Consider the following 18,232-nt stretch of genomic DNA (forward strand, 5'->3'; position numbering starts at 1 on the left):
TCATAGAACTTACTTAAACGTATTCTCAGCAATAAACGCCTGCACTTTATCAAGCTCTGCCGGAAGCACGTTCAAGCGTTCTTCACGATCCATCAAGTCGGTTAGATGATGTGGCAAAGCTGGCATTTCATAACCTGCACGTTGAACCGCCTCTTCAAACTTCACCGGATGCGCTGTACCCAACGTAATCATAGGGATACGGGTATTACGGCGACATTCGCGAGCCGCCTTCACACCAATTGCGGTATGCGGATCAAGCAAGTAGCCCGTTTCATCAAACACGTCCTGCATGGTTTTCACCGTTGTGTCTTCATCCACTGCGTAGCTGTCGAACAACTCACGAGCTTTGGCCAGCTTATCTTCGTCCAGAGAAACCACTTCTTCTTTGGCATTCATTTTCGCCATCAAAGCAGATAACGCTTCGCCATCACGGTCGTATAGATCAAACAACAAACGCTCAAAGTTTGAAGAAACAGCAATGTCCATAGACGGCGTGATAGTGTGCCGTAAAGGATGAACTTCGTACTGATTCTTGCTCATGAAGCGATGCAATACATCGTTGCTGTTCGTTGCAATGATTAACTGCTCAATCGGTAAGCCCATCTTCTTAGCCATGTAACCGGCAAAGATGTCACCGAAGTTACCGGTTGGAACAGAATAAGCCATTGGACGAACCGGGGCACCAAGGTTTAACGCAGAATAGAAGTAGTAAACAATCTGGGACATGATACGCGCCCAGTTGATGCTGTTTACTGCGACCAACTTACGCTCACCACGCAAGAACGACTGATCACCGAAGCTGGCTTTCACCATGTCCTGTGCCTGATCGAAGTTTCCTTCAATGGCGATGTTATAAATGTTATCGCCCTTCACCGTTGTCATCTGACGACGCTGAACTTCTGAAACCTTGCCGTTTGGATGCAGAATGAAGATATCCACATTCTTACAGGCTTTGGTGCCTTCAATCGCAGCAGAGCCAGTATCACCCGACGTTGCCCCCATGATCACAACTTTTTCATGGCGACGCTCAAGCACATAATCCAACAGGCGACCAAGCATTTGAAGAGCAAAGTCTTTGAACGCCAAGGTAGGGCCGTGGAACAGCTCAAGTACGTATTCGTTATGATCAATCTGCTGAACGGGTGCAACCGCCTTGTGACCAAAACCACCATACACCTCTTCCAGCATGGTTTTTAAAGAGTCACTGTCGACGCTGCCTTCAACAAAAGGGTATATCACCTTATGAGCAAGCTCTGTGTAAGAAAGGTCACGCCAGGATTCAATTTCTTCCTTGCTGAACTGTGGCACTTCTTTCGGAACGTACAAACCGCCATCAGACGCAAGACCGGTCAGCAACACTTCTTCAAACGTTAACTCTGGCGCATTGCCACGAGTAGAGATATATTTCATCGCCATGATGTTCTAAAACCTAATAAAAAATTAAATTCTTAAATTGCCGAGCTTATTCTGAATGCTCAGCACGAATACGTGTTACATCGCCATCCACATCGGACAAAGCTTCGATCTCAGCAATGGCGTCGTTCATTAACTGCTCTTTTACTTCGTGAGTAAGAAGCACGACCGTCGCTTTGGACTCAGCTTTTGCTTCTTTCTGCACCATAGCCTCGATGCTAACACCGCGAGCACTCAAGATTTGAGTAATCTTCGCCATCACACCTGTTTCGTCTTCGACCTGCATACGCAAATAGTAAGACGTTTCGATTTCTTCAACGGGCAACACACCCAAATCAGACACACTGTCCGCCTGGAACCCTAAGTGAGCCGCACGCGCATTGTTGCCGGCATCAAAAGTACGAGCCAGATCCACTAAATCGGCAATCACTGCTGAAGCTGTAGGTTCTGAACCGGCACCAGGGCCGTAATACATGGTATCACCCACGGCATCACCGTGAACTGCAACGGCATTCATTACGCCATCCACTTTAGCAATCAACTGTGACTCATGAATTAAGGTCGGGTGAACACGAAGCTCAACACCTTTTTCGGTCAACTTAGAAATACCCAAGTGTTTAATACGATAGCCAAGCTCTTCCGCGAACTTGACGTCTTCCGGCGTCACTTTGCTGATGCCTTCGGTATACGCTTTTTCAAACTGAAGCGGCACACCAAACGCAATGGAAGACAGAATGGTCAGCTTGTGTGCAGCGTCAATGCCTTCCACATCAAAGGTTGGATCGGCTTCGGCGTAGCCAAGCTCTTGTGCTTCTTTCAATACATCCGCAAAATCGCGACCTTTCTGGCTCATTTCAGTCAAAATGAAGTTGCCCGTACCATTAATAATACCGGACAAGTGATCAATACGATTAGCAGACAGACCTTCACGTATGGCCTTAATGATTGGAATGCCACCAGCCACAGCAGCTTCATAAGCAACGCTAACGCCCTTAGCTTCTGCTGCCGCAAAAATTTCATTGCCATGAACGGCAATCAAAGCTTTATTCGCGGTCACTACGTGCTTGCCGTTTTCAATGGCCATTAACACCAATTCTTTTGCCACTTCGTAGCCGCCGATCAACTCAACAACCACATCAACGTCTGGATTCCTGGCGACTTCAAAAATGTCTCTGGTTACATCCACACCGGCCAAATCACAAGCTGGGTTATCACGACGCGCACCCACCTGTGTAACAATTACGTCTCGACCTAAGCGGCCGGTAATTCTATCGGCGTTACGTTTTAAAATATTGAAAGTACCGCTCCCCACGGTGCCTAAACCACAAATACCTACTTTGACCGGTTTCAAAACGCTACTCCGTTTATTATTTTCTGAATAGATAAGGGGCGCTATTCTACATGAAACGCCATAAAAATGGATAGGGTTTGACCGCTTCTTGGTGGCTAAACGGACAGAAATCAGCAGAAAAAAGGCCCGTAAACGGGCCAAAGACGAACAAAGAGATATTATCTCTTCCAGAGACACTCTCTATTCAGCTACGTAACTTGCAAGTCTTTAGCAAAAGAGCCAAATGAGAATTTAGAGTTGCCTTCACCAGCCATAGCGTTTAAAGGCAGAACCTGATTTATGCCTCGACAGGCAATTCAATATGATATAACTGCTGAATTTTTTCAGGCAGCTCAACCACTTTACGAAGATTCATATCCATCCAGCCAACAACGACCTGATGCTGAGCAGCCAAATCGCCATTGGGCTTGTACACTTTATTCACAATACGAACCGATTTTTTCGACCCTGTCGGCTCGCCGGTCTCTACCGTCACCCGAAGTACTTCACCTAGAAAAGTTTCACGAAAATACTCCGTTTCTTCTTTAAACAAAACAGGCCCGATGCCCTGCTCTTTAAACCACTTTGCTGTCATACCTATTTGATCTAAAAAACCGATACGGGTATGTGCACAAAAGTCAGAATACGCACTGTGTCTCATATGTTGATTCGCATCGCAGTCCGCCCAGCGAACTTCAATGTGCTTGTCATACAGGGCTTCATAATTTTGACTCATACTGCTTACTCCTCGGTTGAATAGCAGGCATTGTCGCGATTTTCAAAACATAAGTGAAATTCATCGCATTTATAACAATCATGATTTCAAATCATGTATATTTGGTATTATCCATTCATTACAGCCAACTGGATCAGACACACCGATGCATAGCCTCAGAAAAATTGACCTGAATACCCTTGTGACCCTAAAGGTGCTGTTGGACGAAAAACACGTTACTCACGCAGCCGAGCAATTGAACCTGACGCAATCAGCGGTAAGCCGAACACTTGCCAAACTCAGAGACCAATTTGATGACCCCTTACTGGTAAAATCCGGTAAACACTTGGCGAGAACAGCCAAAGCTGAACGACTGTATGAGCCGCTGACCCAAATATTAAACCAGATAGAGTCATTGATTGAGCCGGAAGCCTTTAACCCGGAAACAGCCACAGGCACCATACGAATTGCTACTACAGATTACGGCACACATACTTTATTACCAAGACTCACACCGGTATTAACTCAGACCGCCCCAGGCATTCGTTTAATCGCGGTGGATTGGCGCTCGAACTTGTTGACCGAACTGGAAGAAAACAACGTGGATCTGATCATCGGTGGTGCCAAGCAGCCACCACCGGATATCTTCCAAAAGATTTTGGCCAGTGACGATTTTGTTTGTGTGATCCGGAAGGATCACCCTAAAAAAGAGCATTTCAGTTTCGGAGATTACCTGAGTCTCAAGCACGTAGTGATCAGTCCCTCAGGCGAAGGAAAAAGCACCGTCGACATCCTGCTTGCCAAGCAGGGCTACGAAAGACAAGTAGCAGTTAAAGTGCCGCACTTTTTCGCCGCGCTGGAAATCATCGCCAATACCGATTTTGTCATTCTCCTGCCTCGGCATTTTGTTCGTCGTTACGTCGATTCGGCCCGCTTCACCACAGTAGAAGCCCCTTTTGACATACCAGGTTTTGAAATCTCCATGTTCTGGCATGCCCGAATGCACCAAGACCCGCTTCATAAATGGTTCCGTGGTTTTGTGAACACCGAGATTTATGAGAAGCGGTCAAGACGGGCAAGTTCCGACCGAGATTTACTCCCCTAACACTATGCCTTCGCGGCGTGAATCCGCGCCGCCTTGCAATCCACCCTCGGTAATTACAATACCATGTAGGCCGCTGTTTAACTCCCTGACCTTGACAGTATGGCCTTTAGCTTCAAGCGCTGTTTTAAGAGAAGTTGCCTCCGTTCCCAACTCCAGATCAGTATCACCATTGCGGTTAGAAATATTGGGTAAATCAATGGCCTTTTGAATATTTAAATTCCAGTCCAGCACACCAATCAATGCCTTAGCAACGTAATTGATAATGCGGCTGCCGCCCGGCGAACCCAAGACCACTTTCAGCTTATTACGCTCATCAAACACCATCATTGGCGCCATGGAGCTGCGAGGACGTTTTTTGCCTTCTACACGGTTTGCCACGGGCTTCCCTGCTTTCTCTTTCTGAAATGAAAAGTCAGTCAGCTGATTGTTCAGCAAAAAACCACGAACCATCAACGTCGAACCAAAAGCCATCTCAATACTTGTGGTCATTGATACCGCATTTCCTTGCGCGTCCACGATTGATATGTGAGAGGTGGAGGGTTGCGCCAGTGTATCCCCCTCACTGAATGCCAATGCCCCGGGAAGATTTCCCGCTTTGGCCGACCCCATGTCCTTTGTACCATCAATTAACTTGGATCGTTGTTGCAAATACTGTTGATCGAGCAGCGCATTCACAGGCACGTCAACAAAATCACTGTCCGCGATGTACAAATCCCGATCAGCAAAAGCCAAGCGAGTCGCTTGCGTAAAAAGATGAACGAACTCTTGTGACATAGGCGCCAAAGTATGTACTTTGAATGGTTCTAACAATGAAAGAATTTGCAGCACAGTGATGCCACCCGATGTCGGCGGTTCCATACCGCAAACGGTATATTGGCGATACGGCGCACACACTGGAATTCGTTCTTTAGCCTGATAGGCTTTCAAATCGGTTTCGGTCAACAAACCGGGATTGTCTTTCGCACCTTGCACCGCACTGACAATGTCTTTGGCGATAGCTCCTTCATAAAACGCCTTCGGCCCCTTCTCCGCAATTAATTTAAATGTATTAGCAAGATCAGGATTTTTTCGAAGACTTCCAGTTTCAAGTGGCTTACCACCTGGAAAGAAATACTCATTTGCTGCAGCATAATGCCCCAACGAAGGGTTGGTTTTTTTGGCTATAAGCTGGTGCAACCTTTCAGAAACAATGAACCCTTTTTCTGAAAGCTCAATGGCCTCTTTAAACAAAGAATTCCAGGGCAATTTCCCTTGTTGCTGATGCGCCATATAAAGTGCAGCGATCACACCTGGTGCCCCGACAGAACGGCCACCCGCCAACGCATCCCACCAGCTCATTAATTTGCCATCGTCCCCGACAAACAAATCCCCAGTCGCTGCCGCAGGGGCCGTCTCTCGACCATCCCAACTGGTGATTTTGTTTTTCCCTGCGTCCCAATGCAGCATAAACGCGCCACCACCGATCCCAGAAGACTGAGGCTCCACCAGGGTTAGCACCATTTGCACAGCGATGGCTGCATCCACCGCACTGCCGCCTTCTTTCAGAACCCGGTACCCCGCCTCAACCGCATAAGGGTTTGCTGCGGACACCATATAGTTATGACTTGTAACGACTGTTTTCTGATTTATCCCCGTCGCAGCTTCCGGATCTCTCGCTTCATTCATCGAAGCAAACACAGAGCCGGTTAATATCGTGCCAACAATCAAACAGCCAAAAGCAAGAGGCCTGATGTTCATAAAAGCATCCTTTTAAGAAATCTTAAAAATTTTTGAACGACGCCATTAATTGACTGCCGCCAAAACAAAAACAGAGCCCTGAGGCTCTGTATACATTTGTAGCTTTTTTAATTGGAAGATTCCATTAAACGCCTTCTTTCTTTGTGAGGTTTGTGCATTTCGTCATTGGGGCCGTTCGAAACATGGGCTTTAGGCTTGTTTCTAGAAAAGAATTTCCCGGCATTATCCCCAAGCACCAACAAACACGGCGTTAATAACAAGGTTAGAATCGTCGCAAAGGACAACCCTCCCGCGATGGAACTGGCTAACTGAGTCCACCACTGAGTCGATGGCGCGCCGAAATTCACAACTCGATTGATTAAATCAATATTCATCGACATCACCATTGGAATCAAACCCAATACAGTAGTGAAGGCCGTCAGAAATACGGGACGCAACCTCAACATACCGGTTTCAAGCGCAGCATCATAAGCCGATAGGCCCGTTGCCTTGAGCTGGTTATAGGTATCAATCAGAACAATATTGTTATTCACCACAATCCCGGCCAACGCAATGATACCCAGGCCACACATTACAATGCCAAACGGCTGATTTGTGACCAACAATCCAAGCACAACCCCGGCAGAAGACAAAACAATGGCACTCAATACCAAAATACTCTGATAGAAGCTGTTGAACTGTGTCACCAGAATCAACAACATCAATACCACTGCCGTCACAAAGGCGCCGGCTAAGAAATCGCCTGTTTCTTTGGCATCTTCGTCTTCACCTTTAAAGCGCAAACGAACATCCGCAGGAAATGTCTCCTTTTCCAACAGCTGTTGAAGCTCTTTCAGTTTATCGCTGACCAAAACGCCCTCAAACACATCCGCCTGAACGGTAATGGCACGTCGACTATCAACGCGTTTTAAATTGCTGACTTTAGGGTCTGGTTCCAAGGTAATGAAATTACCCAATGAAACCATGCCCTGCTCCGTCTTCAGACGAATCCGTTCAAACTGCTCCAGGTTCCGAGCCTCCAACGGATAGCGAACCCGAATATCAAGCTCTTCATCGCTGTCATCCGGCCGATAGCCCGCAACCTTGATGCCTGTCGTCACCAGCTGAACGGCAGACCCCGTGACCGTGACATCCGCACCATTCTGAGCCGCCAACTCCCTATCAAGCGTCAACTGCCAATCAATCCCAGGCAGGGGCCGATTATCTTCAACGTCTTTCACGCCATCTATTGAGTTCAACGCAGCGGTAATTTTATCCACCGTTTCAAAAATACTGTCGTTATACCAACCTGAGACCTGCAGCTTAATCGGCTTACCACCGGAAGGGCCGTCGTCTTGTTTACGAAACTCCAACATGACTCCTGCGATGTCCGCCGTTCTTTCCTTCATTTTATCCAGAATCTGAGAGGCAGGAAGGCGGCGTTTCCAGTCAATAAACCTGAACTGAATGGCACCGACGGTATCATCCGGCATTTCATTCGCCCCCTGATTGAATGAACGAGCATAAACGTTTTCTAACTCCTCCATGCCAACGATGCGCTCTTCAACCTGTTTAACCAGCTTGTCTTTTTCATAGATCGACAAATCTCCTCTGGCCCGAACAAGTATCTGAGCCGAATCAGGTTCAACATCAGGAAAGAATTCGGTGCCCTTGCCAAATTTACCGTAAGCACCATAGGCAGCAACCACCAAGATAAGCACCAATATTAAAAACTGGCCTGGCATCTTCAACAGTTTCCCAAGCAAACTCCCGTAGACTTTGGTCACAAAAGACGGAGCAGGCTCTACAAACGGTGTCTCTGATTTACGTTTTCGGCTGATCGCTGCACCAATGACGGGCAAGAAAATCAGCGCCATAAACGTTGAAGCGATCAGACACACAATGACAGTCACGGGCAGATATTTCATAAACTGCCCCATCACGCCAGGCCAAGCCAATAACGGGAAAAACACCGCCAAAGTGGTGGCTGTTGATGCAATCACAGGCCAAGCCATGCGGGTTGCGGCCGCAGCAAACGCGCTCTTTGGTGATTCGCCCTCCTTCATCTTACGATCCGCAAGCTCGGCGACCACAATGGCACCATCCACCAACATGCCGACCACAAGAATCAAACTGAAAAGCACAACAATATTCAAGGTATAGGACATCGAATCCAACACCCAAAGACCGGCTAAGAACGAACCCGGAATCACAATCCCTACAATTAATGAAGACCGGAAGCCCATCGCTGCGATGATCACGATCATGACCAGCACGATGGCACTGAGTACGTTATTGAATAAATCCGTCAGCATTTCTTCAATCTGTTCGGATTTATCCAGAATATAAGAAACTTCCAATTCGGCAGGCCAGAATTCACGCTTTTCCGCAATCAAAGCACGAACTTCATCCAGAGTACCGATGATGTTGGAGCCAATTCGTTTTTTCACTTCCAGCGCAAAAGCCGGTTGACCGTTGACCCGAGCAAACCCTTCCGGGTCCTTGAATGTACGACGAACCTGAGCAACATCGCCAAACTTAACGACATTCCCTTGATACATTTTCACAGGCAAATCAAGTAAGTCATATGGGTCTTCAATCACGCCTGGTACCTTGATGACCATACGACCGTGGCCGGTATCAAGTGCTCCCGCAGCGACTAGCTGGTTATTTCTTCCAACGACGTTCAGCGCTTCTTCCAAACTGACGTTGTAGGTTTCCAGAATCACAGGATCGACGGTTAGCTCAAGAATCTCTTCACGATCACCGCCGACTTCAACCTCCAAAACACCACTTAACGCCTCAATATCATCCCGCAGATCACGGGCAATCATCATCAGTTGACGTTCAGGCACCGGCCCGGACAAACCTATCGACATCACAGGGAACAAGGCCACATTCACTTCGTGAACTTCTGGCTCTTCAGCCCCTTCCGGTAATTCAGGTTTCGCCAGATCTACTTTTTCTCTGACGTCCTGTAAGGCGGTTTTACTATCAAAACCGGCATCAAACTCCAGCGTGACAGAGGCATGGCTTTCACTGGCTACGGAGCTCATTTCCTTTACGCCTTCGATGCTTTTTAATTCAGATTCCATTGGGCGGACAAGTAAACGTTCGGCATCTTCAGGAGAGATGCCGTCATACACCATGGAAACATAAATAAAAGGTACAGCAACATCCGGCTCTGACTCTTTTGGCATGCTGGTCAACGCCACATAACCACTGACTAACAGGAACGCAAAAACAACCAACACGGACCGATTTTTTTGTAAGGCAAACTCTATTATTTTTCCCATCATCAAGCCTCGTGTTTCACAGACTCAGATTTTGTGTGAGTCACTTCAGCGTCCGGCTTGACAACCGTTGGCACAACCACTTGGTTATCCAACACAAACCCCTGGCCCATGGTAATTACGTTGGCACTGTCTGGTAATCCGGTGAGCCACACGCCGGAAGACTCACTTTGTACTACTTCAACCGGATAAGACTCCACTTGATTTTGCTGATTAACAACTTTTACCAACAAGTCGCCGTTCGAGTCGAGGCTGATCACAGCAGGCGATAAAAAATGCGCTTTTTGTCTTTGAGTTACGATTTTCGAACTGACACTGGAACCCAGCAACTTCACTTTCTTTTCTGGAATAATTTCCACTTCCACCTTAAAGGCTCTGGTTTCAGTGTTGGCTCTTGGAGCCACGTACTTCACTGTACCCGTTAACTTCAAGCCGTTGACCAGCTCGGTACTGACCGACTGTCCTAACTCCAGATCACTGGCTTTTTGTTGAGGCACCCAGCCCACCACTTTCAGTTTATTGGTATCCAGAACACGAACCAAAGCGTCGCCTTCTCTTACGAAGTCACCGATTTCAACGAAGCGGTCATCGACGATGCTGTCAAACGGAGCTTTAATTTGAGTGTTGCGAATTTCATTATTGATCTGGCTTACCTGCGCTTGGGCAGTAGCATATTCGGCCTCATCCTGTTTTAACTGACTTGCGGATAATAAACCTCGCTTGAAGAGCTTTCGGTTGGAATCCAAATCACTCTCAGCCTTGATTAATTCTGCTTTTGCTCCGGCTAAACGAGCCGACCGATCATCCAACGCCAACTTAAGAATGAGTTGGTCGCGTGTAACGCCTTGCGCTTTGTCTACGATAATGGACTCAATTCGACCATCCGTTTCAGCTCTGAGCGTCACTTCCCGGGCAGGCAGCAATTCCCCTTGAAAGAGAATTTGGATATCAACTTCTTTGGCTTCAGAGGCCGTCACCTGCACTTTCATTGGTTGAATTTCTTCAGTAAATTGCTGTGTTTCACCTGACGTTTGATCCGAACCAGACAGCACCCATGCAAGCAATCCCAACGAAAGGAAGATCGCGACCAACATTGATTTATTCATAATTCCCACCGATTTTTATAGTACGACACATACGTGTCTTTTATCCTTGTACACTTTTACTGTGTATTTCCTTACTGCTTTCCAGCCACTGTTTATGGTGATCCGATTGAGCCATCATCCCCCGATAATGATTCATCGCTTTGCCAAAGCCGACACCATGAAACCAGTAACCACATCCACAAACGTCTCTTCATCCAGCTCGGAAAAGTCGGTATAAGAGTCATTTGTCATCATTGATATCGCGCCTTCAAACGTTGCTTCCATACCTATCATTAAGTGCATGATGGGTCTGTCATCAATGACACCCTCCTGAATTCCTTTTTCAAGTATCACCCCGAAAAAAGCTTCAAACTTCTGATCCAAATCTTGATACTCAAGAGAAAGCGATTCCGAGATACGTTCTTTAAAATCCTTCCTCTTGCAAAACTCACTGAGTTTTCCACAAATCTGGTTTTCACGATAAAACCTGAAAGATTGATAGATCGCTTCTTTCATGAAATCGAGACTGTTCAACTCAAGGCTGATTTGTTGATATATGGTCATTAGCTGGTAATGAAAATCCAATGACAGTCGAGCATAAATATCTTCTTTGGAGGCAAAATGCTTATAAACAGTGCCTTTGCCAATTTCTGCACTCGCAGCAATCTGTGCAACGGTGACGTTTTCCCAGCCTTCCTCTCCAAATAAGGCAATAGCAGCAGACAAAATGTCCTGCTCCCGCCGCTGAAACTCCCGCTCTTTTCTGGACAGGTTGGTATCCGACATTGTTTCTATCATAAATATTCAACATTAACCCAAACTGAACAGCAGGATAACGGATTAGAAACAATAATAAAATGACCAGTCGTCACTTTATGACCAGCAGTCATAAAATAAAAGAGACTAGCTTAGAAACAGAAAAGGCCGACCAATGGTCGACCTCTTCAACACAAATTTAGAATTACTAATTGATACCCAAACGCTTTGCTAGCTGGGTAGCAGGCACATAGCCGCGAATTAATTCACCTGATTCAAGCACTAAATTAGGCGTAGAGTTGACCCCAACTTGTCGTCCCAACATGTATTGATCCTGAACCGGGTTAGTACAGGTTTTCGGAGCAACAGGCTGGTTATTTTTAGCCTTGCTCATCGAAGTTTGCTGATCATCCGCACACCAAACCGATACATATTTTTCAAATGAGTTTGAACCCACACCTGCTCTCGGAAAAGCCATGTAACTGACAGAAATACCCAGCTCATTCAACTTAGGGATTTCATTATGAAACTTACGGCAATAGCCACAATCAATATCGGTGAATACTGTTAAGTTGGCCTTTTCTTTACCCTTTGCAGGAAAGCTGATCATGTCTTTCTTATCTACCGCCAAAAGTGCCTTAGCGCGCACACCGTTCATTTGCTCTTCGGTGACATTCGCTAAACCGCTGGCTTCAATTCGATACAAGTCACCCGCAATAAAGTGTGACCCGTCTTCTGGCATATAAACGATACCATTACCAACCACCTCAACAGCATAAAGACCAGGAACCGGACTTTCAGCAATGGAAGCAATTTCTGCCTGCGGAATGGCTTTTTTAAGCTTCGCAGTAATATCAGTATTATCTGCGTTAACAGCGCCGGCACACATCATAACGAGTGCGGAACACCATTTAGTGTAGGAATGTTTAAACATTGGCTTTATATTTCTCGTTTCATTATATGATTATCAATACCGTATCAGACTCAAGCTTTAAGTAATAGTTCCGTCCATAAAAACCTTTTTTAGCCTCTCGGATGGTGATCCTGATGCAGTTGATTTAAACGCTGTCTGGCCACATGAGTATATATTTGAGTGGTCGATAAATCACTGTGCCCCAACAACATTTGCACCACTCGTAAATCCGCTCCGTGATTTAATAAGTGTGTTGCAAAAGCGTGGCGCAATGTATGAGGCGATAAGTGCTTGGTAATTCCGGCTTCAAAGGCGTGTTTTTTAATTCGGTGCCAAAACGTCTGACGTGTCATGGGGCGCCCTTGCTGGCTAGGAAAGACAATCGTCTCGGAAAGGTCAGGTAGCAAATCAGCACGAGCTTCTTTTAGGTAACGTTCAATCCAGTCCATCGACTCCTCCCCTAAAGGCACCAGCCGCTCTTTATTGCCCTTCCCCATAATACGAACCAGCCCCTGGCGAAGATTCACTTGCTCCAGTCGCAACCCCACCAGTTCGGAAACCCTGAGACCCGTCGCATAAAGCACTTCCAACATGGCTCTGTCCCTCATTCCGAGCGGGGTCTTAATGTCTGGGGTCTCAAGCAGCGAATCCACCTCTTGTTCTGTCAGTGAATCTGGAATAGGTCGGCCTAACTTAGGACTGTCGAGGTTTTGAGTCGGATCTTCAGAGACTTTATTTTCGCGAATCAAATAACGATAAAAACTGCGCAAACAAGACATCATTCTTGCCGAAGACCGGGCCTTATAGCCCCCGCGCATTCTTGCGCCCAGGTAATCCATCAAGTCAATCCTATCTGCCTGCAACAAGGTTTTATCGAGTTTTTCAACAAAAACGGCCAAACCCTTTAAATCTCGCCGATAAGCATCCAATGAGTTATCACTCAAGCCTTTTTCCAGCCATAGCGAATCCAAGTAGGTTGAAATCAGCTGTTCATTCACTTCATTCATAAAGACCCATCCGTCGACATCACTAAATACCAGACATAAAAAAAGACAGTCCAAAGACTGCCTTTTTTCTGATTTCAAGGCAAACTCTAAACAGAGATTGCCTTGAGAGCAACGTAAAAAAGAGTAATTATACTTTCTCTTTAATACGTGCAGCCTTACCAGTAAGCTCACGCAAGTAGTAAAGCTTAGCCTGGCGAACAACACCACGACGCTTAACTTCTACGCTGTCTACTAGCGGGCTGTAAGTCTGGAAAGTACGCTCAACGCCAACACCATGAGAAATCTTGCGAACAGTAAACGCAGAGTTCAAACCACGGTTACGCTTACCGATTACAACACCTTCATAAGCCTGAAGACGCTCACGAGTACCTTCTTTAACTTTAACCTGTACAATTACAGTATCACCAGGGCCGAACTCTGGAAGTTCTTTGCCCATTTGCTCATTTTCAATCTGCTGAATAATTGGGTTCTTGCCACTCATGACATAACTCCTATCTTATCGCTGCCGGCTATTCCGACTCGCGTACAAACTCTTCTAATAACGCCTTTTGTTCTTTATCCAGTTCTATCTGGCTTAGTAACTCAGGCCGCCTTTGCCAAGTCCTGCCAAGTGACTGTTTCAATCGCCACTTGCGGATGGCTTCATGATTTCCGCTAAGCAATACATCCGGTACGGTCAGATCATTGATCTGTTCAGGTCTGGTATAGTGTGGGCAATCCAATAACCCTGCTGCAAATGAATCTTCTTCTGCCGACATCTCATGACCAAGCGCTCCGGGAATCATTCGTGTAACCGAATCAATCATCACCATTGCCGCCAGTTCACCACCACTCAACACGTAATCACCAATAGACCATTCCTCATCAACCTCGGTTTGTATTACCCGCTCGTCAATGCCTTCATAACGACCCGCTACGATGATTAATCGTTTTTGGGACGCGAGGTATTTAACACCCTCTTGGTCCAAGGTACGCCCTTGTGGCGACATATAAATGACCTTAGCACCCTCACCAGCCGCTTGTTTTGCTGCCTGGATTGCATCCTGTAAAGGCTGAACCTTCATCAACATGCCTGGGCCACCACCATAAGGACGGTCATCTACTGTTCTGTGTCGGTCATGCGTGAAATCCCTTGGATTCCATGTTTCGACTTGCAACAAGCCTTTTTCACATGCCCTTCTGGTGACCCCATGTTCTGTAACAGCAGAAAACATTTCCGGAAACAGAGATATAACTCCAATCCACGTGTTTTCCATCAAACAACCCTTTTACAGATTAAAACTCTGGGTCCCAGTCTACGGTAATCGTCTGTTCTTCAAGATCAACATTAAGAACATACAGATCCGGTAAATACGGAACCAAACGTTCTTGTTTATCAATACTTCCAGAACAAGATTTAACAACGAGAATATCGTTTGAGCCGGTTTCAGTCAGGTAAGCTACCTTTCCTAAAAGCACGGGCTCGCCCTCTACTGCAACACTGATCACCTTTAGGTTTTCAAGCTGATGCCAGTAGTAATCCCCATCGTCAAGCTCAGGTAGTTCATCGCCAGTCACTTTAATTAAGCTTCCAGAGAACGTTGCTGCCTGATCTCGATCATCGCATTTTGCCAGCTTAGCAATCATACCCTTGCCATGACGCTGACACTTTTCGACTTCAACCGTAATTTTTTTACCATTGGAGTCGAGATACCACGGTTGATAATCAAATATGCCTTCCATTGGTTCGGTATAAGAATAAACTTTTACCCAACCTTTCACCCCAAATACGCCAGTTATTTTCCCCAGCGTAACGGTTTTATCAGAACTACTTGCCATATTTAATAATCAGCCAACCCGATACCGAAGTACAAAAAACCCAACTTATTTAGCTGAATCTTTAACTAGCTTTGCAACGCGATCAGAAAGCTGAGCACCTTTACCAACCCAGTATTCAACACGCTCAGAATCGATGCGTAGACGCTCTTCCTGACCACGAGCGACGGGATTAAAGAACCCTACCCGCTCGATAAAGCGACCGTCACGTGCATTACGTGAGTCAGCTACTGAAATGTGATAGAAAGGGCGTTTTTTTGAACCGCTACGTGCTAATCGAATTACTACCATAAGGTTTCGATCCTTTATCTGCGGGCAGGTTTTGAGATCACCTACCGTTAGTGTTAAGACAATCCAGGTCAGCAAAACCCGAAAAGTCCGGTAAATTAAGAGCGCACATTCTACGCGACTAAAACAATAAAAGATACCGGTATTTCAACATTTAGAAACGACAAAGCCGCTGATAAACAGCGGCTTTGAAGAACCATCACTCAAACGGCGATTAGAATTTCGGAGGCAAACCGCCTGGGCCACCCATACCGCCCATGCCACCAGGGCCACCCATTCCTCCTGGACCGCCGCCGCCAAACATGCCGCCCATGCCACGCATCATGTTGGCTACTGCACCTTTCTTACTGAACTTCTTCATCATCTTTTGCATTTGCTTATGCTGTTTAAGAAGACGATTAATATCCTGCAAGTTTGTACCTGAACCCGCCGCAATTCGTTTTTTGCGCGAATTATTAATCACATCCGGGAAACGGCGTTCATGAGGCGTCATCGAATTAATGATCGATTCCATCTGAACAAACATTTTCTCATTCAGATGGTCGCCAGCCATTTGCGACAAGTTCCCCATTCCAGGAAGCTTATCCAGAAGGCTGGTCATGCCACCCATGTTTTTCATCTGCTGAAGCTGATCGCGGAAATCTTCCAGGTTAAACCCTTTACCCTTCTTGATTTTCTTCGCAAACTTTTCCGCTTTCTGCTTATCAATCTTACGATCAGCTTCTTCGATAAGCGACAAAACATCGCCCATACCAAGAATACGCGACGCCATACGATCCGGGTGAAACGCCTCAAGTGCATCGGTTTTCTCACCCACACCCAAGAACTTAATCGGTTTACCTGTAATATGACGCACAGATAACGCGGCACCACCACGAGCATCACCATCAACCTTCGTCAGCACAACACCGGTCAGTGGCAATGCATCATTGAATGCTTTTGCTGTATTTGCAGCATCCTGCCCCGTCATGGCATCAACCACAAACAGGGTTTCAACTGGATTTACTGCCGCATGAAGGCGCTTAATCTCGCCCATCATTTCTTCATCAATATGAAGACGACCCGCAGTATCCACAATGACTACATCTGCCTGCTTACGCTTGGCCGCTGCGATCGCTTCTTGTGCGATGTAAACCGGGTCCTGATCACCGGTACTTGGATGAAACTCCAATTCAAGGTCTGTCGCTAATGTTTCCAGCTGTTTAATCGCCGCCGGGCGATAAACATCAGCAGAAGTTACCAGTACTTTCTTTTTCTTCTGTTCTTTTAGAAACTTACCAAGTTTACCTACAGTTGTGGTTTTACCCGCCCCCTGAAGGCCTGCCATCATAATCACAGCAGGAGGTTGAGCCGAAAGATCCAGATCTTCGTTGGCCTCACCCATGATGAGTTCAAGTTCTTCTTGAACGATCTTTACAAATTCCTGACCCGGGTTCAGATGCTGAGACACATCCAGGCCAATGGCTCGTTCTTTAACTTTACCAATAAAGGCCTTAACCACTAACAATGCGACGTCGGCTTCTAATAAAGCCAAGCGCACTTCACGTAACGTCCCTTTAATGTTTTCTTCCGTCAGTTTGGCCTGACCGGTAATTTGTTTGAGGGAGTCCGTTAAGCGATCGGATAAATTTTCAAACATGTAATATTTCTACCTGCAAGTAATCGACAACATCCAAATAGCTCAGACACAGTGTATTTACTGTTTATACCTACTTTATAAAAGTAAGATTTGACCTAAAGCAAAGATAAGGACGAGCTTAAATTATAGAATTAGCCATATTCTAACTGATTCTGCACCTCAGAAGCTATCAGGACACTTCTCTAAAGATTCTATATGTGACAAACTAGCGGAGTTTTTTAGAGTTAACGACCTCTAAGCAGTTATTGGTTTTATCTATTCAGGCAAGAATATTTTAATAACAGGAAAATTAATCCGATATGTTGGCGCTAATCGCAGCTCTAGCCGTTTCCTTTGTGTATTGCTCCGTAGCAGTTTCTCAATTACGAACTCTGAACGGCAAAAACGGCCTTTCTATTCAGGCTCAAAATGCGGCCCTGGCCATTGCTATCGCTGTGCACTTTATTATTTGTGGCTACCAAATGCGTACAGGCAACGGGCCTGACATCAGCATTAATAATATTTCCTCTTTAGTCGCGGCGCTCATCAGCTTAATGGTGCTGTTAAACAGTTTTAAAAAACCGGTACTTAGCTTATTCATAGGCATAGCGCCTTTTGCATCGCTGGCCTTATTGTGGTCCGTCACGGTAACAGAACCGACACAAATTACGGTTCACCATCTGACGGCAGGTTTAGCAACCCACATCATCCTATCCATAACTTCATACGCATTTTTCAGTATTGCAGCCTTACAGGCCATCTTATTACTGGTACTGAACAACAAGCTGAAACAGCGCCATAACAGCTGGAACATCATCAAAGCGTTACCACCGCTACAAACGATGGAGCACTTGTTATTCAACATGCTGTGGACCGGATTCATTTTATTGACCGGAGCAATGATCGCCGGGGTAATTTTTGTTGATGATCTCTTTGAACAGCATCTTGTTCACAAAACCACATTATCCATAGCCGCATGGCTGGTTTTTGGAACGCTGTTATTAGGACATCAAATGCAGGGCTGGCGAGGAAAAAAAGCGATTCGCTGGACTTTAGGCGGCTGGGCACTGTTACTGCTCGGCTACTTTGGCAGTAAAATTGTCATCGAGTTGATCCTTCAATTGCCATCTTCATCTTGACTGATGGCTTATTCTGCTCAACAATTCCAACAAATTAGC

Annotated in this window: 16 protein-coding genes; 2 read left to right on the top strand and 14 right to left on the bottom strand. The window is 46.1% G+C overall.

Annotated features, from left to right (window positions below; genetic code table 11):
- Positions 1–9: 9 nt before the first annotated feature.
- From thrC to ABD744_RS08895, 3 genes are all read right to left on the bottom strand, one after another.
- On the bottom strand, positions 10–1,410 hold the full coding sequence (thrC, locus tag ABD744_RS08885) for a threonine synthase (RefSeq protein ID WP_344797731.1): 1,401 nt from the start codon (positions 1,408–1,410) through the stop codon (positions 10–12).
- Positions 1,411–1,462: 52 nt separating this feature from the next.
- Positions 1,463–2,764 (bottom strand): homoserine dehydrogenase, encoded by a 1,302-nt coding sequence (locus ABD744_RS08890; protein WP_344797581.1) that lies wholly within the window; start codon positions 2,762–2,764, stop codon positions 1,463–1,465.
- Between the two features lie 277 nt (positions 2,765–3,041).
- Complete coding sequence (locus ABD744_RS08895; protein WP_344797583.1) at positions 3,042–3,479, bottom strand: acyl-CoA thioesterase; 438 nt, start codon at positions 3,477–3,479, stop codon at positions 3,042–3,044.
- A gap of 145 nt (positions 3,480–3,624) precedes the next feature.
- On the opposite strand from ABD744_RS08895, the gene ABD744_RS08900 reads away from it, so the two are divergent.
- Positions 3,625–4,563, top strand: a complete 939-nt coding sequence (locus ABD744_RS08900; RefSeq protein WP_344797585.1) for a LysR family transcriptional regulator — start codon at positions 3,625–3,627, stop codon at positions 4,561–4,563.
- Here the strand turns inward: ABD744_RS08900 and ggt are convergent.
- From ggt to ffh, 11 genes are all read right to left on the bottom strand, one after another.
- Positions 4,552–6,300, bottom strand: coding sequence for a gamma-glutamyltransferase (ggt, locus tag ABD744_RS08905; RefSeq protein ID WP_344797587.1), 1,749 nt, complete (start codon positions 6,298–6,300; stop codon positions 4,552–4,554). The two genes, ABD744_RS08900 and ggt, sit on opposite strands and share 12 nt — an antisense overlap.
- Positions 6,301–6,407: 107 nt before the next feature.
- Positions 6,408–9,578: an efflux RND transporter permease subunit gene (locus tag ABD744_RS08910; RefSeq protein WP_344797589.1), complete on the bottom strand. Its 3,171-nt coding sequence runs from the start codon at positions 9,576–9,578 to the stop codon at positions 6,408–6,410.
- Positions 9,578–10,678: an efflux RND transporter periplasmic adaptor subunit gene (locus ABD744_RS08915; RefSeq protein WP_344797591.1), complete on the bottom strand. Its 1,101-nt coding sequence runs from the start codon at positions 10,676–10,678 to the stop codon at positions 9,578–9,580. The genes ABD744_RS08910 and ABD744_RS08915 overlap by 1 nt, the downstream gene beginning before the upstream one ends.
- A gap of 132 nt (positions 10,679–10,810) precedes the next feature.
- A complete protein-coding gene (locus ABD744_RS08920) occupies positions 10,811–11,455 on the bottom strand; it encodes a TetR/AcrR family transcriptional regulator (protein ID WP_344797593.1) in 645 nt (214 codons plus the stop codon).
- A gap of 166 nt (positions 11,456–11,621) precedes the next feature.
- Positions 11,622–12,347, bottom strand: a complete 726-nt coding sequence (locus ABD744_RS08925) for a DsbC family protein (RefSeq protein WP_344797595.1) — start codon at positions 12,345–12,347, stop codon at positions 11,622–11,624.
- Positions 12,348–12,436: 89 nt separating this feature from the next.
- Positions 12,437–13,333, bottom strand: a complete 897-nt coding sequence (gene xerD / locus ABD744_RS08930; protein ID WP_344797597.1) for a site-specific tyrosine recombinase XerD — start codon at positions 13,331–13,333, stop codon at positions 12,437–12,439.
- 127 nt (positions 13,334–13,460) lie between these two features.
- Entirely contained in the window at positions 13,461–13,814 is a 354-nt protein-coding gene (rplS, locus tag ABD744_RS08935; protein ID WP_344797599.1) for a 50S ribosomal protein L19, read from the bottom strand.
- A gap of 28 nt (positions 13,815–13,842) precedes the next feature.
- Positions 13,843–14,589, bottom strand: a complete 747-nt coding sequence (gene trmD / locus ABD744_RS08940; protein WP_344797601.1) for a tRNA (guanosine(37)-N1)-methyltransferase TrmD — start codon at positions 14,587–14,589, stop codon at positions 13,843–13,845.
- 19 nt (positions 14,590–14,608) lie between these two features.
- On the bottom strand, positions 14,609–15,151 hold the full coding sequence (gene rimM, locus ABD744_RS08945) for a ribosome maturation factor RimM (protein ID WP_344797603.1): 543 nt from the start codon (positions 15,149–15,151) through the stop codon (positions 14,609–14,611).
- Positions 15,152–15,196: 45 nt separating this feature from the next.
- Complete coding sequence (gene rpsP / locus ABD744_RS08950) at positions 15,197–15,439, bottom strand: 30S ribosomal protein S16 (protein ID WP_344797605.1); 243 nt, start codon at positions 15,437–15,439, stop codon at positions 15,197–15,199.
- A gap of 211 nt (positions 15,440–15,650) precedes the next feature.
- Positions 15,651–17,075 (bottom strand): signal recognition particle protein, encoded by a 1,425-nt coding sequence (ffh, locus tag ABD744_RS08955; RefSeq protein ID WP_344797607.1) that lies wholly within the window; start codon positions 17,073–17,075, stop codon positions 15,651–15,653.
- Positions 17,076–17,374: 299 nt separating this feature from the next.
- On the opposite strand from ffh, the gene ABD744_RS08960 reads away from it, so the two are divergent.
- Entirely contained in the window at positions 17,375–18,193 is an 819-nt protein-coding gene (locus ABD744_RS08960) for a cytochrome C assembly family protein (protein ID WP_344797609.1), read from the top strand.
- The last annotated feature ends 39 nt before the right edge of the window (positions 18,194–18,232 follow it).

This window comes from Litoribacillus peritrichatus (assembly GCF_039537985.1).
GTDB lineage: Bacteria > Pseudomonadota > Gammaproteobacteria > Pseudomonadales > Litoribrevibacteraceae > Litoribacillus > Litoribacillus peritrichatus.